Source organism: Gemmatimonadaceae bacterium (assembly GCA_036504815.1).
GTDB lineage: Bacteria > Gemmatimonadota > Gemmatimonadetes > Gemmatimonadales > Gemmatimonadaceae > PNKL01.
This window is the reverse complement of the sequence record DASXUN010000021.1, coordinates 569,814-591,554: the sequence shown is the minus strand read 5'-3', so window position 1 is coordinate 591,554 and position 21,741 is coordinate 569,814. Positions and strand designations below refer to the sequence as shown.

Below are 21,741 nucleotides of genomic sequence, written 5' to 3'. Positions count from 1 at the left end.
ACTACCGCCGGGCTCCACGCCTCGAACCGTGTGCCGGTCGTGCCGCACGCCGCGCTGTTCGACTGACGCGCACCCGCGGCAACGCAGCCGACGTCCGTGCTCTCCACGCACCCCCGTGTCGCACCGCGCGACGCAACACGACCGGTGCAGCCCATTTCCTCGGTCTCCTCGTCGAGGAACGGGCGGTCGCCTCGTCTGATGCCTCGTTGATGCCTATTTGACGCCGCTCTGACGCCTGCAACAGAAGATCGAGCACGGTGCGTCCGCTACCGCTCGGTATCGAGGACTTTCTGCACGGGAGGTTTTCGTATGACGACGCTTCGCGCGCAATTCCGCAGACTGCTTAGTCTCGGCGTAATCGCAGCGCTCTATTTCACCTCAACTGCGTTCTCCGAACAACCCGCTGAGGCTGCGCCGGACCAGTGTGGCTTCTGCTGGTCCCAGATGGGCTGCCCGCTTGACCTTACCATCTTCGACGCTAGCTGCCAGCAAGTGTGCGGCTGGTGGACATACGCGGGTGGGTGTACTGACGATCCGCACGGAACGCCGTGCGGTAGCTGGCCCCGTATAGTCTGCTACGAGCCAATGAAGTAGCCGCCAGCGTCCCGCGAGCGGACCGTGGGACCTTCCGCAAGTTGACAATCAATCGGGTTGCCAATGACCAGGTACCTTTCACGCGGTTCGTCTCGGGGGGAGCTTCTGGCCAATCTGGCGGTTCTCGCTTGTGCCGTACTCGTCATCGCGACAGTCGTGCGCCGCGAGTTCTTTGCACCTGCGCGACAAGTCGAACGCGCTCAGGCAACCTATGTCGAGCCACGTCGTGTTCCCGAATGGCAAGAAGTCATGCGCGTCGCTCGCGAAGCGCCCGATACGAATGCGCTTGTCATTGTCGCATCGTTCGTCGACGTCGAGTGCCCTTACTGCAAGCACCTCGCTCAAACACTGGCAGAATGGAAAGAGCGAGTCGGTGACGACGCGTCCATTCTCACGCTTCATTTCCCCCTCTCGCAACATCGCTTCGCTCGTCCCGCGGCTCGTGCGCTGGAATGTGCCCGCCTACAAGGACGCTTCTCTCCGATGCTTCGGTACCTATTCGCACAACAGGATTCTCTCGGGTTATTCGCGTGGACTGAAGCAGCACGCAAAGCCGGGGTGGTCGATACCGTGGCGTTTGCGACGTGCAATAGAGCAACGAATCCCATTCCCGGCGTTGAAGAAGGTATCGCGCTCGGACGAAGATTGGGCATCAAAGACCCCGACCGTCTTGGTGAATGAGTACCTATACTCGCAACCGCCAAGTCTCGAAGAACTAGACCAGATGCTCGTGAAGGAGAAGGCTCGACGCCGTGCAGTCCGATAGCATCGTGGTGGTCGGCCGAACTCCATGAGGAACTTGCTCGACGACGGCAAATGGCATATCTCCATCTAACGACTGCACCGCACGTTCGCTCGTCGGAACTGCTGACGTCCCCCTGCGAAGCGGCACGGGCGCCTCGATCTCTCGATGCATTTTCTCTTCTCACGTGTGCACGCCGGAAATGCGCCCACGGATCGAAACTCAGCAGCATTATCAACGTCTCGCTCTACGATGTATCAGGGTGAGTGCGCAATCATGAGGGCTATCATCCCATGCCTCTGCAGAAGTTGCTCCCTTGGATTTCGGCGCTACTCTCAGCAGGCAGCCTCGTACTTTCTGCGCAAGGTACCACCGTTACGGTCCACGTTCGCGACTCGAACGGCACCCCTATTGCCCACGCGGTGGTGGCAGTGGGGGGAGGCCAGCCCCGCGTGACAGATGACAGCGGGCGCGTGTCCCTGGGTGCGATCCGGGATTCGATCACGCTCTCTGTGCGGCGCATGGGGTACAAGCCGTTCTTCGGACGTGTCGGTCTAGCGTCTGGTCAGGTAGCCGTCTCAATGCATCCATTGGTGCAGACTCTCTCCCCCGTCGAGATCACTGGGCAAGGATGGCCGTCGCCGCTGGAGAAGACGGGGTTCTACGACCGCATCATCCGAGTACAGCGTGGCGCCTTCAGCGCCGAGTTCATAACACCGGAGGAACTTGATTCCCGGCGAGGCGTGCGCACGACTGACCTCTTCTTCGGCCGACGATTCGTGAACCCGGTGCGGACGGGCACCTCGTCCTCGCAGACATACCTGCTGGGTCGGGGCGGCTGCAAAATGAGCGTCTTCATCGACGGGATCCTGCAACGACCGGAGATGCCCAGGGGAGGCGCGGGATGCGGCCGAGGATGCCGCGAAGACCCGACCAGCGAACGTGCCATCGTGGCGCTTGATGACCTGATCGATGCGAGCGTGATCGCTGCCGTGGAAATCTACCAAAGCGCTGCCAACGCACCGGCTGAGATGATTCCCCTGACAGGCGCGGCGCAGAAGGGAGCCTGCGGAATCGTTGCGATCTGGACGGGAGGCAGACGGTAGGCGGCTACGGCAGCTTGTTGTCGCCCGGCGGCGCGATGTAGCGCAAGTCTTCCACGGGTCGGCCGCCCTGCAGGTGCTCGCTGACGATGCGCGACGCATCGCCCGGTTTCACCGCGCAGTACCAGACATCCTCAGGGTAGACCACCACCATCGGGCCGTGCCCGCACTGGCCGAGGCAGCCGGAGTGGTTCACGCGCACCCGCCCCTTGATGCCGGCATCCACGACGGCGGTGCGGATAGCCTGAAAGACGTCCTTGGAATCCTGCGTCGGGCAGGTCTTTCCAGAGGTGCAGACGAAGACGTGATGCTCGTATTGGCCCATACGAGCAAGCTAGCAACGGGCTTTGGGCCTCGGTAGCTTGGGCGAATGCCAACCCCCGCCGACTTCTTTGACATCGACATCCGCGTTGGAACCGTCCTGAGCGCCGAGCCGTTCGCGCGCGCCGTGAAACCGTCCATCCGGCTGGAGATCGACTTCGGCCCCGAGCTTGGCATCAAGCGGTCGAGCGCCCAGCTCACGATGCACTACACGCCGGAGGCGCTGATCGGCCGCCAGGTGGTGGCCGTCACGAACATCGGCACGCGCAACATCGCTGGCTTCACGAGTGAAGTGCTCGTGCTCGGCGCGATGCCGCAGCCCACCGAAGTCGTCCTGCTCGCCGTGGACCATCCGGTCGCCAATGGGGTGCGGATTGGGTGAGAGTGACAGTAGACGGTGGACGGTAGACGGTAGAGATTCCCCGCTGGCCTCCACCGTCCACCGTCAACCGTCTACCGTCATGGTCCGCCTCCCACGCACTCTCTTCGTCGCCGCCCTCGCGGCGCTCACCGCGCTCCCCGCGCGCGCCCAACTCGCCATCACCCACGCCAACGTCGTGGATGTCACGAACGGGGCCATCACGGCGAATGCCACGGTCGTCGTGCAGGGGCGGCTCATCGTCTCCATCACACCCAACGGTGCGGTGCCGGCCGGCGCGACGGTGATCGACGCCGCCGGGCGGTACGTGACCCCGGGGCTGATTGACGCGCACACGCACATCGCCACGCTGGCCAATGCGCGCCGCGCGCTGGAGAGCGGGGTCACGACGGTGCGCAGCGCGAGCGTGCCGCATTACGAGGACGTCGCGCTCCGCGAACTGGTGAAGAACGGCGTGCTGGCCGGTCCCGACGTCGTCGCCGCGGGGGTGTTCGTGACCCCCGACCTTGGCGAGACCGTGCTCGCCGACCCGAAGCTTGGCGCTTATTACGCCAGCGGCGTGCGCACTCCCGAGGCGTTGCGCGGCGTCGTGCGCGTGAACCTCGAGCATCACGTGGACGTCATCAAGACGCGCGGCACCGAGCGTGCCGGCCTCCCCAACACCGACCCGCGCAAGCAGGTCTACACTGAGGCGGAAATCCGTGCCATCGTCGACGAAGCCCGCGCCGGCGGCGTGCCGGTGATGGTGCACGCCCACGGCGACGAAGGCGCCTACGCCGCAGTGGCCGCTGGGGCCAAGTCGGTGGAGCACGGCACGTTCCTGTCGGACAGCACCCTCCGCCTGATGAAGGCGAAGGGCGCATACCTCGTGCCGACGCTGAGCACGCTGTACGACCTCGGCCTCCCGGGCGGCGATTACGACGATCCGGTGCTCACCCTGCGCGCACAGTTCATGATCCCGCGGGCCAATCAGGTCATCAAGGCGGCGAAGGCGCTCGGCGTGCCGATCGCCACGGGTGTGGACACCGACTATCGCCCCGAATCGCTGAGCCGAGTCAGCCACGAGGTCCTGCGCTTCACGGAACTCGGCTTCACGCGACTGGAAGCGCTGCAGTCGGCGACGACCGTGGCCGCGGAACTGCTCGGCGTCTCCACCCGCACCGGCCGCCTGGCCCCCGGTCTCGACGCCGATCTGATCGTCGTCGAGGGCAATCCGCTCGAGGATGCGCGCGCACTGCAGGATGCGCTGGTGGTCGTAAGCAATGGGAAGGTGGCGGTGAATCGACTGCCGTTTGGCAGACGGTAGACGGGAGACGGGAGACGGGAGAGATTCCGAGCATGTGGTAGCTGGCAGGCATCCGCCATCCGCCATCCGCCCTCCGCCATCACTCGCGCCCCACTCATGACTCAAATCCGCGCCGACAACGGCGTCCAACTCAACTGGGCCGGCGACCACCGCTTCGACGCCGGCCGTCCCGGCGGTCCGCAGATTCGCATTGACGCCTCGGCCCAGACCGGCCCTGGCCCCGTGGACACGCTGCTGATCGCCCTCGGCGCCTGCACGGGCGTGGACGTGGTGGACATCCTGGCCAAGCGCCGCACGCCCGTGGAATCGTTCGGCATCGAGGTGCAGGGAGAGCGAAAAGAAGGGGTGCCGCGGCGTGTGGTGAAGGCGCACCTCGTGTATCGCATTGACGGCGCGGGGATCGAGCGCGCGCACGCCGAGCGCGCGGTCGAACTGGCGGTCACCAAGTACTGCAGCGTCCGCGATTCCCTCGATCCCGAGGTTCCGGTCACCTGGTCGGTGATCGTCAATGGCGCCTGAACCAATTCCGCCGGCGGTGTCGTAGTAAACGACATGCCGCGTCTGCCTGTCTAATGATGGATGCCGCCGCGCGGTGCATCAGCACGGCGTGCGCGCGGCACGTAGTAGAACGTTCCCTACCCTGACCGGAGCTTCACCGCCATGCGCGCTACTCCCCTGGTCCTCGCCCTCGCGCTCACCGTGCCGTTCGCGGGGCAGGCATCGGCGCAGGTCTGGCTCAACGCCGACACGTCGAAGAAGGTCAACCAATCCAGTTTCCGCGCGCTCGAGGACTGGCCGGCGGCCAACGACGTGCGCCGGGCGTCCGGTGCTCCCGGCGCCAGGTACTGGCAGCAGCAGGTGGACTACGTCATCAAGGCGTCGCTCGACACGACCACCCATCGCTTGAACGGCAGCGAGGTGGTGACCTACCACAACAACTCGCCCGACAAGCTCACCTACCTCTGGTTCCAGCTCGACCAGAACATCGAGAAGGCCGATTCGCGCTCCAACGCGATGTCCGGCGCCATTCCCAAGGGGATGGACCCGCGCTTCCGCCGCTTCCTGATGAGCGACACCGAGTTCGGTTACACGCTCGCCCGCGTGCAGCTCGTCGATGCGCAGGGCAAGCGGAAGGACGCGCGCTACACGATGAACGGCACGCAGATGCGCGTGAACCTCGATGCGCCGCTCGGCACCGGGCAGAAGGTGCAGGTGGCCATCGACTGGTCGCACGAAGTCCCCAACGGCGGGCGCAACGGCCGCGGCCAGAAGGAGAAGCTCAAGGACGGGTGGGAGTACCTGAACGCGCAGTGGTTCCCACGCGCCGCCGTCTACGACGACGTGAACGGGTGGCAGAACAACCAGTTCCTCGGCATGGGCGAGTTCTACCTCGAGTTCGGCAACTACGATGTCAGCATCACCGTGCCGCACGACCATATCGTGCGCGCCACCGGCGTGCTGCAGAACCCGGCCGAGGTGCTCACCGCGACCCAGCGCGAGCGATTGAAGGTGGCGTTCGCCGCCGACACACCGGTCTATATCATCAGGCCCGAAGAGATCGCCACGCCGGCCGTGCGGCCAGCCGGGACCGGCAATCTCACCTGGCACTTCACGGCGCAGAACGTGCGCGACTTCGCGTGGGCGTCGTCGCGCGGCTTCGCCTGGGACGCGATGGGCTTCCGGTATGCCAAGGGCGGCAGGACCATCGAGCTGCACTCGGTCTATCCGCGCGAGGGGATGCCGGTCTGGAACAAGATCAGCACCAAGGCCATCGCGCAGACCATGGTGACCTACGGACGCATGGCGTTCGAGTATCCGTACCCGCAGGCGTCCAACGTGCACGGCGCGGTGGGCGGCATGGAATACCCGATGATCGCCTTCTGCGGCGCGCGCCCGCGCCCCGACGGCACGTATGACAAGTCGCTCGAGTATTCGCTTGCCTCGGTAACCATCCACGAGGTCGGGCACAATTGGTTCCCGATGATCGTCGCCTCCGACGAGCGGATGTGGACGTGGATGGACGAGGGACTGAACTCGTTCCTCGAGCACTACGGCTCCATCGACTTCGACAAGGACTGGCCGGCGATGCGCCTGCCGGGCAACCCGAAGAGCATCGCCAACTTCATGCGGATGTCGAATGCGGTGCCGATCATGGCCCATTCCGACGTGAACCTGCGCAACACGTTCGGCCCGAACGGCTACACCAAGCCGGCCAGTGGTCTCGTGATGCTGCGCGAGCACATCGTCGCCAAGGACGCGTTCGACGACGCGTTCCGCGGCTACAGCCAGCGCTGGATGTTCAAGCACCCGCAGCCGGCCGATTTCTTCCGCTCAATGGAAGACGGGCTCGGTGAGTCGCTCAATTGGTTCTGGCGCGGCTGGTTCTATACGGGCTACAACAACGACCAGACGGTCACCGGCGTCGAGCGGCAGAACGCCAAGGAAGTGGTCGGCGACGAATCGAAGGGGAGCGGCTACTACCGCATCACCATCGAGCAGAAGGGCGGCATCGTGATGCCGGTGGAGATGGACATCACCTACGCCGACGGCACCACGGAGCGCGTCAAGCTCCCGGCCGACATCTGGCGCGCGAACGAGAAGGTATTCACGTACGGCAAGTTCACGAGCAAGGACATCGCGCAGGTGGTGGTGGATCCGGACGAGGTCTTCGCGGACGTCAATCGCTCCAACAACACCTGGAAGAAGCCCGCGGCGGCGCCGCTGCCGTAGTCGCTTTTTCTCTTTTCACAGAAGGCGTGTGACGACCGACCCGCCCTGACGGATGCTGGAGTAAGGCATTCGTCAGGGCGGGTCGGTTGGCACACGCCGCCACCCTCAGCGCCTCAACTCGCGCAGCGCGTGCTTGAGCTCGGGGACGATGAGCCGCGTCATCGCCAGGTTCACCGCGGCGCGTGAGCCGGGCATCACGACGATGAACTTGCCGCGCGCGGCGCCGGCGAGCGCCCGGCTGAGCATCGCGGCGGCGCCGATCTGTTCCAGGTAGCTCAGCGAGCGGAACAGTTCGCCGAAGCCGGGGAGTTCGCGCTCGAGCATCGGACGCACCACGTCGATGGTGCGGTCGCGCGAGCCAAGGCCCGTGCCGCCGGTGCACAGCACGACATCCACGTCGGCCCGCTCCAGTCCCGACGCGAGGGCGGTGCGCAGCGGCGTCTCGTCATTCGTCAGCAGTTGGCGCGCGACCACCACATGCCCCGCCTCGATCAGCAGCCGTTCAATCAGCGCCCCCGACTCGTCGGTGGCCGCCGTGCGCGAATCACTGATCGTGAAGACCAGGCAGCGGGCACCGTCCCGCTGCGCTGCCTCGGTCCGATGGGCCGCCGTGCTCGCCGAGTGGTCGTCGGCTGGGGTCATGACTGCGTTCCTCGTTCCCGCAACAGCGCATCGATGCGTTCCCGCAGCGTATCGGGGGCGCGCTCCCTCACGTGGGCGCGCCCGATCCGCAGCAGGAGCGTCCGCGCTCCGTCGTGCCGTTCGCGGCACGATGTGCACGCGTGCAGATGGCCACGAATGACCGCGGCGCGCTCGGCGTCGAGCGCTCCATCAATGTACTCCCACAGCAGGTTCGCTGCGTCGCGGCAGCGAATCGAGGCGGCCGCCGGCCGCATGGTGAAGCGCACGCGCTGGCGTTTGGGGAAGTGCGTCATGGCACGAATCCGACGTCGGGTTCTACGGCCGGTCGGGCGTCAACCCGGTGCGACCATCCGGGGCGGAACACGTGCCCTATGCCTAAAGCGCTCCCGCATCGCATCCGTTCCCTGCACCACACTCCGCACCCCAAACCCCGCACCACACCCTGCTCCCTGCACCCTGCACCCATCAGTACGCCCGCTCCGCCGCTTCCAGCTCCGCCAGCAGCTTGGCATAACTTTCGTGCCGCGCCGCCGAGATCGTCCCCGCCGCCACGCCCGCGCGCACCGCGCACGCCGGCTCGGCCAGATGCCGGCAATCCTGGAATCGGCACTCGCCGAGCGCCGGGCGGAACTCCGGGAAACAGTGATCGAGCGATTCGGCGGGAAGGCCCCACATCCCGACCTCGCGCAGCCCCGGCGTGTCGACGACATAACCGCCGCCCGGCAGCGGAACCAGCACCGCCCCCACGGTCGTGTGCCGCCCCTTGTTCACCGATTCCGAGATCTCGCCGACGCGCAGGTTGAGCCCCGGGTAGAGCGCGTTGATGAGTGACGACTTGCCCACGCCACTCGGCCCGGTGAGCGCCGTGACGCGGTTCACCAGCACGGCGCGCAGTTCATCAAGTCCCACCTTCTGCTTCACGCTCGTCCGGTGCACCGGATAGCCCGCCCGCACGTATTCGGCGGCCAGCGCGTCCACCGGGGCAAGGTCGTCGGCCAGGTCCACCTTGTTCAGCACCAGGCGCGCCGCCAGGTCGTTGCCCTCGGCGATCACCAGGAACCGGTCGATCATGCGGACGTGCGGTTCGGGTTTGGCAATCGAGAAGACGATGACCACCTGGTCCACGTTCGCGACGACCACGCGCTCGCCGCGCGCGCCGCCGGGAGCGCGCCGCGCCAGCTGTGTGCGGCGCGGATGGGTGCCGATGATGCTCCACGAGCCCCCGCGCACATCCTCGGCGATGTCCACGTCATCGCCCACGGCCAGCTTGTCGAATTTGCCGCCCTGCTTGAGGCGTCCCCGCAGCGAGACGTCGTGCTCGGAGCCGTCCTGGGCACGCACGTGCCAGACGCCGCCCGTGCCGCTCAGGACGACGCCGCGCCGGGTGATCGCACCGGTCACGCGTCGTCCTCGCGCATCACGTCAAACCAGCGGCGGCTGCGATCGCCATCGCGCGCCGCCACGAGCGCATCCAGCAGGCGCTGGCATTCCGTGAGCGGCAGGGCGGCCGCCGCTCGCAGGGCCGCCTCCGGCGTGTCGGCGTAGGTGAGGAAATCGGTCTCCAGATGTCCCTCGACGCCCTGCTCGCCGATGCGCCGCCACTGCAGGAAGACGAGGAACGCGCCGTGCGGGCGCGCCGGATCACCCGTTTCATCGGTGAGGAGTTCGAGCGAATACGAGAGGCCGTCCTTCCCCTCCAGCGCGGCGGCCCGGCCATGCACCGCCGCAAAGCCACCGACGGTGTTCTCGTCGCCGCGCGAATAGTCCGGGGGAAGGAAGCGGCCGTGACTCACCGTGACTTGAAGGTCTCCTTCAGCACGTTGCCCGTGATGAACCACAGGTTGGCCGGGCGCTCCGCCATCCGGCGCATCAGGTAGGGATACCACTGGGTGCCAAACGGAACGTACAGGCGCAGGCGCCAGCCGTCCTTGACCAGCTGCTCCTGCAGGTCGCGGCGCACGCCGTACAGCATCTGGTACTCGAACCGGTCCGGATTGATCCCCTTGCCCTTGGCCCAGGCGTTGAGCTCGGTGATGATCGCCGGGTCGTGCGTGGCGATGCCGGGATAGTTGCCGTGCTCGATCAGCGACTTGGCGCACTCCACGTAGTTCCGGTCCACGTCCTTCTTGTCGGGGAAGGCCACGCTCGCCGGCTCCAGGTACGCGCCCTTGCAGATGCGCACGCGGCACTGCTTCTCGTTGGCCCACGCCACGTCCTGCGCCGTGCGTCGCAGCATGGTCTGCAGCACGATTCCCACGTGTTCGCGGAAGTCGGGGTAGAGCCGCTGCGAGAAGAAGTCGAGCGTGCGCTGGGTGTAGTCGCTCCCTTCCATGTCGAGGCGCACGAAGGTGCCATACTGCCTCGCGCGCGACAGGATGGACCGCGTGATCTCCTCGCAGATCGCGTCGCTGATGTCCTGTCCCAGCGACGTCAGCTTGACGGAGACGTTGGCGTTCAGGCCGCGCCGGTTGATCTCGTCAAGCAATTCGAGGTAACGGCGTCCCGTCTCGCGCGCTTCCGCCTCGCTGGTCACGCTTTCGCCCAGCTGGTCGAGCGAGGCGGTCACGCCCTGCGTGTTGAGCACGGCGACGGCGTCGCACGCCGCGCCAATATCCTCGCCCGCGATGAAGCGTGAGGCGACCTTCTTGGCGAAGCCGTTGTTGCGGACGAAACGGAAGATGGACTTCTGGCGTGAGAGCCAGATCAGGCTCGAGCGTAGCATGAGGCGATCTTATGGAAGCAGGCGGTCCGGCACGGCCGGCGCCTTCGTGAGTCGGCAGACCGGAACACCGCCCCCCTGGGCGGCGGGCCGGGCGACGGCGGCATCGAAGAGATTCCACGTTCCGAAGCCATCGTCGCTGTTGGGATCCAGCAGCAACTGCGCCAGCACGCCCAGCGGTTGGCGCGATGGGACCAGCAGGGTGCCAGCCGGCACGGCGGGCGTACTTGGCACCCACCGCCCCTCGAAGCGCGTCTCCCGGTGCCCCTGGAAGGGGCGCGTCGAGGACACGATCGAGTCGGCGGCAAAACACTCCACACCCGCGATCTGTGCCGGCGCGGTCGTGCGGGTCACGCGCACGCCGTGCAGGCGCAGCAGCGCGCCAATGGTATCGGCGGCGGTGGAGGTCACCATCCACCCCCACGGCATCGGCGCGGTGCGCGTGACGTCGAACCGGTCGCGCACCGGCATCACGCTGGTGACAAACTTGCCCGTCCGCCGATAGCCGCGGCGCACGCCGGGTTCCGTGGGCGGCGCGTCGGACTTCTCGATCAGCTCCTCGATCACCGGCTGCATCGAGGGCTGCTTCGTGAGTTCCGCGCGCACCGGCACCGCCGCCACCTTTCCGGCGCTCAGCGCGACGTCGGAGGCCCGCGCCAGTGCGAGCACGGCGCGCGACTTCTCGGCGGTCAGCGAGAGCAGTTCCGTGACGAAGGCATACGTGGACTTCACGCGCCGCTCGAACGGATCGTGCGAGTAGGCTTCGCTGAGCACCGCCAGGCGGCCGCGCAGTGCGTAGTAGTTCACGCCATAGCGCGCGCGATGGTCATACGTGGACCACGCCTTCGCCTCGCCCGGCGCGGCCGGCCCCTCGTCGCCCGTGAAGTTGCCGTAATCGAAGATCTCGTAGTGGTGCCGGGCCCGCACGCGCTTGCGCAGTGTGGGGAGCATCGAGTCGCGCACGAACGCGCCGCCGAACGTCCCCCCGCGGATGCCGGCAGCCGGATGCAGCGACGGCGCGTAGGTCAGCGCATAACCGTGGTACGACCCGTCCGTGGTATGCAGGTCCACGAACAGGTCGGGATCCCACGCATTGAACATCCGCAGCGAGGCGCGCGTCTCCGGCGCCTCGGCCTTCACGTAGTCGCGGTTCAGGTCGAGCATCTTCGCGTTCGGGCGCTGCCCCACCAGTTCCGGCCCGTTCTGCGCCCCGCGCTGCCGCGCCGTCGGCCCGAACACTTCATTGCCGTCGGCATTGTAGATCGGCACCGCAATGAGCACGATGGAATCGAGCACGTTCTTCTTCGGCGACAAGACCAGGTCGCGCACGAGCGCCTGCAGCGCTTCCTTCCCCTCGACCTCGCCGGCGTGGATGTTGCCCTGCACATAAACGATCGGCCGGAGAAGCCGCTTGGCTTCGGCCGGCGAGTGCACCAGCGGACGCGACGCGATGATGAACGGCAGCTCACGCCCCTGCGTCGTCTGCCCGATGCTGCCCACCACGATCGGGGCGCCCTTCGCCTGCAGCGAGTCGATGAACGCAACGACATCCGCGTAGGTGGAGGTCTCTTTGTAGCTGGTGCGTTCGGGGCGGGACGATTGCGATGGCAGAGGGCGGATGGCGGATGGCAGAAGGACAGCGAGCAGGGCGAGATGCCTCAAGCTCGTCAGCGATCTGCGCCCCGCGTCGAAACGCGCCGAGCGTGCATCCGCCATCCGCCATCCGCCATCCGCCATCTCGCGCCTCATACCGGCTTCCCCGTCGTCGGATAGAACGTCGCCCCGCGCGCCGCCATCTCGCGCAGCAGCTGCGCCGGTTCGAACCGCCCCGGGTGCTTCGCGTTCAGCGCCTCGAGCCGTCGCACCAGCTCGGCGGCGCCGATCGTGTCGACCACCCGCAGCGGCCCGCCGCGGAAAGGCGGGAAGCCGATGCCGAACACCGCGCCGATGTCGCCATCGCGGGGCGCGCGCAGGATGCCCTCCTCCACGCAGCGCACCGCCTCATTCACCATGGCGAGCGCGAGGCGCTCCTGAATGTCCGGCGCGTTGCCCGCCGTGCGCGTTGCCCCCGTGGGCATCAGTTCATACACCGAGGCATCCACGCCGCCCTTCTTCCCCTTCTCGTCATAGAGGTAGAAGCCCTTCTTCCCCTTGCGGCCGAGGCGGCCCGCGGCGAGCACCTTCCCCAGCGTCGTCGACGGCTGCAGCCGGTCGCCGAAGGCCGCCGCCATGATGGCGCCGCTCTTGCCCGCGATGTCGAGTCCCACTTCGTCGAGCAGCGTCACGGGCCCGACGGGGAACCCGTAGTCCAGCATCGCCTGGTCGATGGCCTCGATGCGCGCGCCTTCATCGAGCAGCTTCCCCGCCTCGTTGATGTACGGCGCGAGGATGCGGTTCACGTAGAAGCCCGGGGCGTCGTTCACCACGATCACCGTCTTCCCCAGCCGGCGGCCGAAGGCCACCGTCGTCGCCACCACATCGGGCGCCGTCTGCGGCGTCACGATCACCTCGAGCAGCGGCATCTTGTGCACGGGCGAGAAGAAGTGCATCCCCACCACCCGCGACGCGTCACGCGACGCGGCCGCCACCTGGTGGATCGGAATCGTGCTCGTGTTCGTGGCGAAGATCGTGCCGGCGGGCAGGACGGCCTCGGCTTCCTTCAGCACCGCATGCTTGACCGCGAGGTCCTCGAAGACGGCTTCAATTAGTAGCGGAACGTTACCAAATCCCGTGTAGTCCACCGTGCCGCTGACCAGCGACAGCTGGTCCTCGAACTGCTGGCGCGTCACCTGCTTCTTGCGCAGCCGGTCGTGCAGCACGTCGCGCACCGCCGCGAGTCCCTTGGCCACGGCGGCGTGCTTGGTGTCCTTGAACCGCACCGGCACGCCCTGCATCGCGCTCACGGCGGCGATCCCCGCCCCCATGAAGCCGGTCCCGAGGATGCCGATCTTCCCGATCGTCGCCGGCGGCGGCGCCTCGCCGCTCACCCCGGAGTCCTTCTTGAGCGACGTCGTCGCGTAGAACAGGAAAATCAGCTGGCGGCTCACCGGCGTGAACGCCATCTCGCCGAAGAGCCGCGCTTCGGTGGCGAAGCCGTCGGCGACCGAACCGTGAAATCCCGCCGCCACCGCCTCGAGCGCCGCAAGCAGCGCCGGATAGTGGCCGCGCGACTTCTTCATCGTCATCTCGCGCGCCTGCCGGAAGACCACCGCGCGACCGACGGGATTGCTCTCGAGCAGCGCCCCCTTGGCGTCGGTCTTGTGGTCGCGCCGGCGCGCGATCTTGCCCGTTCCCAAGTCCTTCGCGCGCCGGATCGCCACCTCGCGCAGGATGTTGGGATGCACCATCTCGTCGGCCAGTCCCGTCTGCAGCGCCTTCCTGGCGCGCACGTTCTTGCCGGTGAGGATCATGTCGAGCGCCACCTGCAGGCCGACCGTGCGCGGGAGCCGCTGCGTCCCGCCCGCCCCCGGAATCAGCCCCAGCTGCACTTCCGGGAGCGCGAGAATCGTCTTCGGCGAGTCGCCCACGATGCGATACGCGCAGGCGAGCGACGCCTCGAGGCCGCCGCCGAGGCAGGCGCCGTTGATCGCCGCCACCCACGGCACGCGGCCGTGTTCCAGCCGGTCCATCAGCCGGTGCCCCTCGGCGCTCTGCGCCGCGGCATCGACCGCCGACGTGAACTCCAGGAACTGGTCGATGTCGGCGCCGGCAATGAACGTGTCCGGCTTGCCGCTGATCAGCACCGCGCCCACCACGGTGGGATCGCGCTCCAGCTGGTCGAAGACGGCGACGAAATCGGCGATCACCGCCTTGGAGAACTTGTTGACCGGTTCGCCCGGCAGGTCAAACGTGACGACGGCCACGCCGTCGCGCATCGTGACGGAAAGTGCGCTCATACCACCGCCATCCGTGTCCAGTGCCCGTGCACCCAGGTCGCGTCAGTCACGTTCGATCACCATGCTGAAGCCCATGCCCCCGGCGGCGCAGACGGTCATCAGGCCGAACTGTCCGCCGCGGCGCCGCAACTCGTGCGCCAGCGTGGTGGTGATGCGCGCGCCCGTCGCGCCGAACGGATGGCCGATGGCAATCGATCCGCCCATCACGTTGAGCCTGTTCCGGTCCACCGCGCCCAGCGGCGCCGACAGGCCGGCCCGCTCGGCCCAGTGCCGCGACTCGAAGCCGCGGAGGTTGCTGAGCACCTGGGCCGCGAACGCCTCGTGCATTTCCACCAGGTCCATGTCGCCAAGCGTCAGTCCCGCGCGCCGCAGCGCGAGCGGCGCCGCCAGCACTGGCGCCTGCAGCAGTTGCTCGCCCGGATCGAGCGCGGCGTACGCGTACGACTTGATGTAGCCGAGGGGCGTGTATCCCAGCGCCTTCGCCTTTGCCTCGCTCATCAGCAGCACCGCGCCACCGCCGTCGGTGAGCGGCGAGGCGTTGCCCGCCGTGACCGTCCCGTACCGCTTGTCGAAGACCGGCCGGAGCGCCGCCAGCTGTTCGAGCGACGTGTCGCTGCGGATGCCATTGTCCTCGGTCATCACCTGCTCGTACTTCGGCGGAATGAAAACGGGCGCCAGCTCTGCGGTCAGGCGCCCGTCTTGCGTTCCCTTCGCGGCGTTCAGGTGCGACGCCAGCGCCAGCGCATCCTGCTCCTCGCGCGTCACGCCGTTGAGCTTCGCCATCTTCTCGGCCGACTGTCCCATCGTCTCGCCGGTCGTCGGTTCCGCGATGGCGGGGGTGATCGGGATGAAGTCCTTCGGCCGGATCTTCGCCAGCGCCTGCACACGTCCGCCGAGCGACTTCGCCTTGCTGGCCGCAACGAGCGCGTCGCTGAAGCCGCGCGAATGGAGGATCGGCACGTTGCTCAGCGACTCCGCGCCGCCGGCGATCGCCACGTCGGCGTGGCCGAGCGCGATCTGGTCGGCCGCATCGGTGATCGCCTGGTTGGCCGATGCGCACGCCCGGCTGACGCTGAACGCCTGCACCGACTTGGGGAGGATCGGCATCAGCGCCACTTCCCGCGCGATGTTCGGGGCGAGGACGGACGGAATGACCGTGCCAAAGATGAGCACGTCCACGCTCGCCGGGTCGAGGCTTGTCCGCTGAATCAGCTCGCCAACCGCGATCTTGCTGAGGTCGATCGCGCTGAGATGCCTGAGTGTCGTGCCGGCGCGCGCGAACGGGGTGCGGACTCCCTCGATGATCGCGACGCGGCGGCCGTTTCCGAAGCTGGCCATAGACCATTGAAGTTAGGCGGCGTTTTCCACCGTGGCTATCGGGGGTTAGAGCAGGCTCATTGCCCTAACCCGGATTTTTCACCACGGAGACACAGAGGACTGCTTGAGGGCCACGGAGAACTACTACAACTGGGGGTAACGACATCGCGCCACGCAGACTATCGCGTGGCGCTCGCGTTCCCCCAAGAAGTTGCAGTTCCTCCGTGGCCCTCAGGCAGTTCTCCGTGTCTCCGTGGTGAAAAAGTCCAGCGCAGGCACCGCCTTACGGCCCAAGCATCGACGCGGTAGACTCGGCAGAGATGCCGTCCACCCCTCCCCCCGCCCTCACGCGCACGGCGCAGTTCGTGCGGCTCGGTCAGCGTCGGTTCGACGTGCTCGTTGTCGGCGGCGGGATCACCGGCGCGGGCATCGCGCGCGAGGCCGCCCGGCGGGGTCTCGACGTCGCCCTCGTCGAGCGCGATGACTTCGCCAGTGGCACCTCGAGCCGGTCGTCGCGGCTCGTGCACGGCGGCGTCCGGTATCTCGAGCACGGGCACCTGCGCCTCGTCTTCGAGGCCTGCCACGAACGGCGCGTGCTCCTCCGCATTGCCCCGCATCTCGTGCGCCCGCTGCGCTTCACGTGGCCGGTGTACGAGGGCTCGCGCCTGCCGCGCTGGAAACTGCGCGCCGGCTTGCTGCTCTACGACCTGCTCGCGCTCTTCCGGAACGTAGCCCCGCACCGCGGACTCTCGGCGCGCGGCATCACGGACGCCGAGCCGATGCTGGCCCGCGATGGTCTCACGGGCGGCATGCAGTACTTCGACGCCGCCACCGACGACGCGCGACTGACGCTGTCCACCATTCTTGACGCCGCCATCGCCGGCGCCACGGTGCTGAACCACGCCGAGGTCAGCGCGCTGCTGTGGACCGAGGGCCGCGTCAGCGGCGCGCGCGTCACCGACCGGCTGGGCGGACGCTCGTTCGACATCGCCGCCGCGTGCGTCATCAACGCGACGGGACCCTGGACCGACGTGTTGCGTCGGCTGGAGAACCCGGCCGCGCAGCCGGCGGTGCTCGGCAGCAAGGGGGCCCACATCGCCGTGCCAGCCGAGCGCGTCGGTAATCATGGCGCGATCACCCTGCTCGCGCCGGATGGACGGGTGATGTTCGTCCTGCCGGCCGGCCCGTGCACGCTGATAGGCACCACGGAGACCGAGGGACGCGATTCGCCGGATGAGGTGCGGGCCACGCGCGCCGACGTCGCCTACCTACTCGGCGCGGCCAACCGCGTCTTCCCCCAGGCGGCGCTTACCAGCGATGACGTCATCGCCGCCTGGGCGGGTATCCGGCCGCTTGCCGCCGCGGCGCATTCGGGCGACGCCAACTCCGCCTCACGCGAACACCTGGTGGAGCGCGGCCCGGGAGGCATCATCACGGTGACCGGCGGCAAGCTGACCACCTATCGCGTCATCGCCCGCGACACGGTCAACGCTGCATTCCAGGCGCTGAAGCGCCGCCCGCCCCGCCTGCATCGCGATCGCCTTCCGCTCGCCGGCGGCGACGTGCGCGACCTCGACGCGGAGATCGCGGCCGCGCGCGCGGCGGCCGGCGCCGACGACATCGCGGCCTGGCTCGTGCGCGCCTACGGCGGCGCCTGGCACCACGTCTGGTCGCGGGCGCAGGACGACCCGACGCTCGCCACGCGACTCGCGCCGGATCTTCCGTATGTCGCGGCCGAAGTGGTCCATGCGGTCGAAGCCGAGCATGCATGCACCGTCGCCGACGTCCTGGTGCGACGCCTCCATCTCGCGTTCGAGACGCGTGACCACGGGCTTGCGACGGCCCCGCGCGTCGCGGCGCTCATGGCGCCACGCCTCGGCTGGACCGACCGCGGCATCGACCTCGCGCTCGCCGACTACGCCGCCACCGCCGCTCGTATCTTCACTATCGATCCCTAGCCGCCGCTTCGCCTCCACGCCTGCCGCCCCCCACATGACCAGTCTACGATTCCACCCACTGCTCCTCGCGACGCTCGTGTTGAGCGTCGCATGCCGTGACACGAGTCCCCACCTTGGCGCGCCCGTGCTCGCCGCCGAAAGCACACCAACGACCGGCACCGATGCCTCCACACCGTTTCTCACGGCGTCGGCCGACGGCACTCTCTGGATGAGTTGGATGGAGCGGAGCCAGGACTCCGTGTGGACCATGCGGGTCGCGCACCGCCTCGGTGAGGGCCACTGGTCGGAACCGCGGACCGTCGTGCGCGACAGCCTGCTTTTCGCCAACTGGGCCGACTTTCCATCGGTCGTGGTTGATGCGAAGGGACGCCTCGTCGCGCACTTCCTCCGGCGCTCGGCACCCGGCAAGTACTCGTATCACGTGTGGGTCACGTCGAGCGCCGACCAGGGCGCCACGTGGAGCGCGCCGCAGCGCCTGCACCGCGACACCAGCGCCAGCGAACATGGTTTCGTCGCGCTCGTGCCGCAGGGCGACGGCGCGACGCTCGCCGCCTGGCTCGACGGTCACGCCACCGGCGGCGAGAGCGGGGCGATGAGCCTGGCCTTTGGCGTGCTCGACGCGTCGCAGCGCGTCCGGCGCGACACGATGCTCGATACCCGCACCTGCGATTGCTGCCAGGTGGCGGGCGCCCGCACCCCGGACGGCGCGCTGTTCGCTTACCGCGACCGGTCGGCGGACGAGGTACGCGACATTGCCGTGGTGCGTCTCGCCCAGGGGCGCTGGCATGCGCCCGCCATCGTGCACACCGATGGATGGGTGACCAAGGCCTGCCCCGTCAACGGTCCGGCGCTCGCCGCGCGCGCGAACGACGTGGCGCTCGCCTGGTTCACCAACGCCCGCGACACCGCCAAGGTGCAGGTGGCATTCAGCAGCGATGCCGGTGCCACGTGGAGTGCGCCATTCCGCGTGGATGACGGGGCACCCCTCGGCCGGGTGGATGTCGAATGGCTCGCCGACAGCAGCGCGTTCGTCACGTGGATGGAGCACACCGGCAAGGGGGCCGCCGAGATCCGCGCACGCCGGCTCTGGCGCGACGGACGCGCCTCGGCGGCACTCGTGGTCCATCGCGGAAGCGACGCACGGCAAGCCGGCTTTCCGCGTCTGGCCACCCTCGACGGACGGAAAGTCTTCGTCACCTGGCGCGACATCGCCGCCCCGGCGCGGCTGCGCCTGGCGCGCATCGAGCTCGATGGACGCCGCTAGACGTCGTGGATCGTCTGGAGTTCGACCACCTTCAGCTTGCGCGTGCGGGTCGGCAGCTTGAGCGTCACGAGGTCGCCCACCGCCTTCCCCAGCAGCGAACGGCCAATGGGCGACATCATCGTCACGTGGCCATCCTCGAATTCCTCGGAATCGCCGAAGACCAGATGATAGGTCTCGTGCACCTGGGTTTCCTGGCACTGCACCACGACCTTCGATCCCAACCCGGCCTTGTCGGTCGGGATCTGGCTGGGATCGATGGTCGAAAGCTTCGACAGGCGTGAACTCAACTGGCCCAGGCGCGCCTGCACGAACTGCTGCCGTTCCAGCGCCGACTTGTACTCGCTGTTCTCGCGGAGGTCGCCCATCTCGACCGCGCGGCGAATTTCCGCCGGGAGCGTGACGTTCAGCTCATACCGGAGCTTCTCGGCCTCGGCGCCAAGCTTCGCTTTGAGGGCTTCGATCATCGGGGGACACCCTGGAAAAGACAAAAGGATTGCGCCCGGCCGTTTTCGGGCCGGGCGCTCGATGCGTACGCAATCGGTCTGCATGGAAATTACTCCGTGTTGACCCTCGGGGCAATCGGGGGCCGGCAACCTTATAGATGCAGGCATCATGTGTCAGTTGTCGCCTGGATGTAGGCCACCATGGGCGCCATCGACGCGCATCGCCCGTGGCGAGAGTGATGTGGAAATCGCGCGCCGTGCTCGGTGACGCAACGGCGTAGCTTCGCGCGGCGCACCTGCGAGGCCGCGAATCGCGGGCCGACCCTCGGCATTGATGTCTCAGGTACTTCGAACTTTGCCAGGGCCTTGTTGTAAACGGATGATTCGATGCATCGCCGCCGGCCACGCCGCTCGACGTCGGCGCAGTCCTTGCGCACGCGCCGGGAATCGTGACATTCCGTAGTCCATTATGGAGGAATCAGTACTGTGAAGCGGATCCAGCTGCTCGCCACCATCGCGGGCGTGTCACTTGCCGTGCTGGGGAGCGCAACGCCGTCCCGGGGTGTCACGCCCGATGACGCGGCGATCCTCGCGCGCTTCGATGACTTTGTCACCGCCGACCTCGCGTGCGCGCAACTCGCCGCCGAGCGCGGACACGCCAAGGAAGTGCGCGACTTCGCCAAGACCCTGGTCAGCGAACACGGGATGGCGCACCAGCTGGCCCGCGACGTCGCGGCGCTGATCAACACCACGCTGAAGACCTCCTCGGACAGTCCGCGCGCCGCCGAGCACGCGAAGATCCTCAAGGCGCTGCGCGAGCGGCCCGACATCGCGTTCGACGTGCTGTTCGTGCGGCACGAAGTCGAGTATCACAAGGACCTCGTGGCCTTCATCAACAAGGAGTGGATCCCGGCCGCGAAGAGCGCGGACCTGAGCTCACTCCTCACGCAGGCCGGGCCGGCGTTCGAGAATCATCTCGCCATGGCCACCGAACTGCAGAAGACGCGCATCCCGTAACACGCGTTGCGGGCGGGACGACAGAGGGGAGGCCATCACGGCCTCCCCTCGCGCATTGCCACCGCTCCGCTACCGGTTCGCCCGGTCGAACTCCGCCTTCAGGCGCGCCATCAGCTTCTCGCGCTTGTCGTAGAGCCGCTTCAGCTTCCGCGGCCGGCGCTTGGCCAGCGCGTAGCTCGTGAGCACCGGCAGCGCGATCGTCGAGTCAACGTAGCAGACCACGGCATCCGGCAGCCGGTCGGGGTCGATCTTCCCCCAGCTCACCGCTTCGGCCGGCGTGGCGCCGGACAGTCCCCCCGTGTCGGGGCGCGCGTCGGTGACCTGCAGGAAGAAGTCGTGCCCGCGTTCATCGATGCCGAGCACTTCCTGGATCTGCGGCTCCGTCTGGAGCGCGAAATTCTTGGGGCTGCCGCCGCCCATGATCACGAGAGCGCTCTTGCCGCCCGACCGCTTGGCGTGGAGCACGAGGCTCGCCGTCTCGTTCACGTCGCGGCTCGGGTCGATGACGCACCCGTACCCCTCGAGCTGCAGCGCGGCGACGTTCATCCCGATCGAGCTGTCGCCCGGCGAGCTGGTGTAGACCGGCACGCCGCAGGCATAAGCGGCACTTAGTAGCGATTTGTTACCAATTCCCAGCGCCCGTTCGCGCCCGGCGATGTACTTGCCGCACAGCCAGTGGAACTCGGCGCTCGACATCGGCCGCTGGAACTCCGGCGCCCGGAGGATCTTCCGGAAGAACGCGTCGGTGCTGAGCAGGACGTCGTAATCGAAGAAGATGTCGTAGATGCGCACGACCCCCTGCTCGCGCAGCAGCGTGTCGCTCGTGTTCGGCGTCCCGCGATGCATGGCGAGGCCGAGCCCGAAGTGCGCGTCGTGATACAGGTTGGCGCCCGTGCTGATGATCCAGTCCACGAAGCCGGCTTCGATGAGCGGAATCAGCGCGCTCATCCCCAGCCCCGCCGGCGTCAGCGCGCCGGTGAGCGTGAGCCCCACGGTCACGTCCTTCTTCAGCATCTTCTCGGTGAAGAGCTGGCACGCCTCGCGCAGACGCCCGCTGTTGTAGGCCTGGAACGTCCCCTCGACGAGCTGCACCACCGTCTCGGTGCCGTCGAGCACGCGCGGATTGATCCGTGCCCCCCGCAGGAACGGATTCCGCATCCGCGCCGGGGCTTGCGGCGCGCCCTTCGCCTCACGGCGGTCGGCGGCCTTCTTCTGCTTCGACTTGTCACCCGCCGGATTCGGCGTGTGTCCGTGTCGGCTGGCCTTGAAGCCGCCGCGATCCCGCTTATGCATGATTGGTCACTGGTCGT

The 21,741-nt window shown here is 67.5% G+C and carries 20 protein-coding genes; 9 read left to right on the top strand and 11 right to left on the bottom strand.

Annotated features, from left to right (window positions below):
• Positions 1 to 657: 657 nt before the first annotated feature.
• Positions 658 to 1,275, top strand: coding sequence for a DsbA family protein (locus VGJ96_12215; protein ID HEY3287873.1), 618 nt, complete (start codon positions 658 to 660; stop codon positions 1,273 to 1,275).
• A gap of 513 nt (positions 1,276 to 1,788) precedes the next feature.
• Positions 1,789 to 2,442, top strand: coding sequence for a hypothetical protein (locus VGJ96_12210; GenBank protein ID HEY3287872.1), 654 nt, complete (start codon positions 1,789 to 1,791; stop codon positions 2,440 to 2,442).
• A 4-nt stretch (positions 2,443 to 2,446) separates the two neighbouring features.
• Here VGJ96_12210 and VGJ96_12205 read toward each other — a convergent pair whose 3' ends face one another.
• Positions 2,447 to 2,764 carry a (2Fe-2S) ferredoxin domain-containing protein gene (locus tag VGJ96_12205; GenBank protein ID HEY3287871.1) on the bottom strand — a complete coding sequence of 106 codons (318 nt, stop codon included), beginning with the start codon at positions 2,762 to 2,764 and terminating at the stop codon, positions 2,447 to 2,449.
• Positions 2,765 to 2,809: 45 nt separating this feature from the next.
• On the opposite strand from VGJ96_12205, the gene VGJ96_12200 reads away from it, so the two are divergent.
• From VGJ96_12200 to VGJ96_12185, 4 genes are all read left to right on the top strand, one after another.
• Positions 2,810 to 3,142 carry a tRNA-binding protein gene (locus tag VGJ96_12200; GenBank protein HEY3287870.1) on the top strand — a complete coding sequence of 111 codons (333 nt, stop codon included), beginning with the start codon at positions 2,810 to 2,812 and terminating at the stop codon, positions 3,140 to 3,142.
• 79 nt (positions 3,143 to 3,221) lie between these two features.
• Positions 3,222 to 4,445 carry an amidohydrolase family protein gene (locus tag VGJ96_12195; protein HEY3287869.1) on the top strand — a complete coding sequence of 408 codons (1,224 nt, stop codon included), beginning with the start codon at positions 3,222 to 3,224 and terminating at the stop codon, positions 4,443 to 4,445.
• A 96-nt stretch (positions 4,446 to 4,541) separates the two neighbouring features.
• Positions 4,542 to 4,964, top strand: coding sequence for an OsmC family protein (locus tag VGJ96_12190; GenBank protein ID HEY3287868.1), 423 nt, complete (start codon positions 4,542 to 4,544; stop codon positions 4,962 to 4,964).
• A 141-nt stretch (positions 4,965 to 5,105) separates the two neighbouring features.
• Entirely contained in the window at positions 5,106 to 7,175 is a 2,070-nt protein-coding gene (locus VGJ96_12185; protein HEY3287867.1) for a M1 family metallopeptidase, read from the top strand.
• Between the two features lie 105 nt (positions 7,176 to 7,280).
• On the opposite strand, the gene VGJ96_12180 is transcribed toward VGJ96_12185, so the two are convergent.
• The 8 genes from VGJ96_12180 to fadI form a co-directional block, all read right to left on the bottom strand.
• The gene (locus VGJ96_12180; GenBank protein ID HEY3287866.1) at positions 7,281 to 7,817 is read right to left on the bottom strand and encodes a MogA/MoaB family molybdenum cofactor biosynthesis protein; all 537 of its coding nucleotides are present in this window, start codon (positions 7,815 to 7,817) and stop codon (positions 7,281 to 7,283) included.
• Positions 7,814 to 8,110: a zf-HC2 domain-containing protein gene (locus VGJ96_12175; protein ID HEY3287865.1), complete on the bottom strand. Its 297-nt coding sequence runs from the start codon at positions 8,108 to 8,110 to the stop codon at positions 7,814 to 7,816. The genes VGJ96_12180 and VGJ96_12175 overlap by 4 nt, the downstream gene beginning before the upstream one ends.
• 172 nt (positions 8,111 to 8,282) lie before the next feature.
• Entirely contained in the window at positions 8,283 to 9,218 is a 936-nt protein-coding gene (rsgA, locus tag VGJ96_12170; GenBank protein ID HEY3287864.1) for a ribosome small subunit-dependent GTPase A, read from the bottom strand.
• Positions 9,215 to 9,610, bottom strand: a complete 396-nt coding sequence (locus VGJ96_12165; protein HEY3287863.1) for a hypothetical protein — start codon at positions 9,608 to 9,610, stop codon at positions 9,215 to 9,217. Before VGJ96_12165 ends, rsgA begins: the two co-directional genes overlap by 4 nt.
• Positions 9,607 to 10,539: a proline dehydrogenase family protein gene (locus VGJ96_12160; GenBank protein HEY3287862.1), complete on the bottom strand. Its 933-nt coding sequence runs from the start codon at positions 10,537 to 10,539 to the stop codon at positions 9,607 to 9,609. Before VGJ96_12160 ends, VGJ96_12165 begins: the two co-directional genes overlap by 4 nt.
• Positions 10,540 to 10,548: 9 nt before the next feature.
• Positions 10,549 to 12,285 (bottom strand): M14 family metallopeptidase, encoded by a 1,737-nt coding sequence (locus tag VGJ96_12155; GenBank protein HEY3287861.1) that lies wholly within the window; start codon positions 12,283 to 12,285, stop codon positions 10,549 to 10,551.
• Positions 12,282 to 14,432, bottom strand: a complete 2,151-nt coding sequence (fadJ, locus tag VGJ96_12150; protein HEY3287860.1) for a fatty acid oxidation complex subunit alpha FadJ — start codon at positions 14,430 to 14,432, stop codon at positions 12,282 to 12,284. Before fadJ ends, VGJ96_12155 begins: the two co-directional genes overlap by 4 nt.
• 42 nt (positions 14,433 to 14,474) lie before the next feature.
• Positions 14,475 to 15,770, bottom strand: a complete 1,296-nt coding sequence (fadI, locus tag VGJ96_12145; GenBank protein HEY3287859.1) for an acetyl-CoA C-acyltransferase FadI — start codon at positions 15,768 to 15,770, stop codon at positions 14,475 to 14,477.
• 299 nt (positions 15,771 to 16,069) lie between these two features.
• Here fadI and VGJ96_12140 point away from each other — a divergent pair, with 299 nt between their 5' ends.
• A complete protein-coding gene (locus tag VGJ96_12140; GenBank protein HEY3287858.1) occupies positions 16,070 to 17,707 on the top strand; it encodes a glycerol-3-phosphate dehydrogenase/oxidase in 1,638 nt (545 codons plus the stop codon).
• Between the two features lie 34 nt (positions 17,708 to 17,741).
• Positions 17,742 to 18,971, top strand: coding sequence for a sialidase family protein (locus VGJ96_12135; protein HEY3287857.1), 1,230 nt, complete (start codon positions 17,742 to 17,744; stop codon positions 18,969 to 18,971).
• Here the strand turns inward: VGJ96_12135 and VGJ96_12130 are convergent.
• Entirely contained in the window at positions 18,968 to 19,435 is a 468-nt protein-coding gene (locus VGJ96_12130; protein ID HEY3287856.1) for a GreA/GreB family elongation factor, read from the bottom strand. The genes VGJ96_12135 and VGJ96_12130 overlap by 4 nt on opposite strands.
• A 465-nt stretch (positions 19,436 to 19,900) precedes the next feature.
• On the opposite strand from VGJ96_12130, the gene VGJ96_12125 reads away from it, so the two are divergent.
• Complete coding sequence (locus VGJ96_12125; GenBank protein ID HEY3287855.1) at positions 19,901 to 20,431, top strand: DUF4142 domain-containing protein; 531 nt, start codon at positions 19,901 to 19,903, stop codon at positions 20,429 to 20,431.
• 69 nt (positions 20,432 to 20,500) lie between these two features.
• Here VGJ96_12125 and speY read toward each other — a convergent pair whose 3' ends face one another.
• Positions 20,501 to 21,724, bottom strand: coding sequence for a deoxyhypusine synthase (gene speY / locus VGJ96_12120; GenBank protein HEY3287854.1), 1,224 nt, complete (start codon positions 21,722 to 21,724; stop codon positions 20,501 to 20,503).
• Between the last annotated feature and the right edge of the window lie 17 nt (positions 21,725 to 21,741).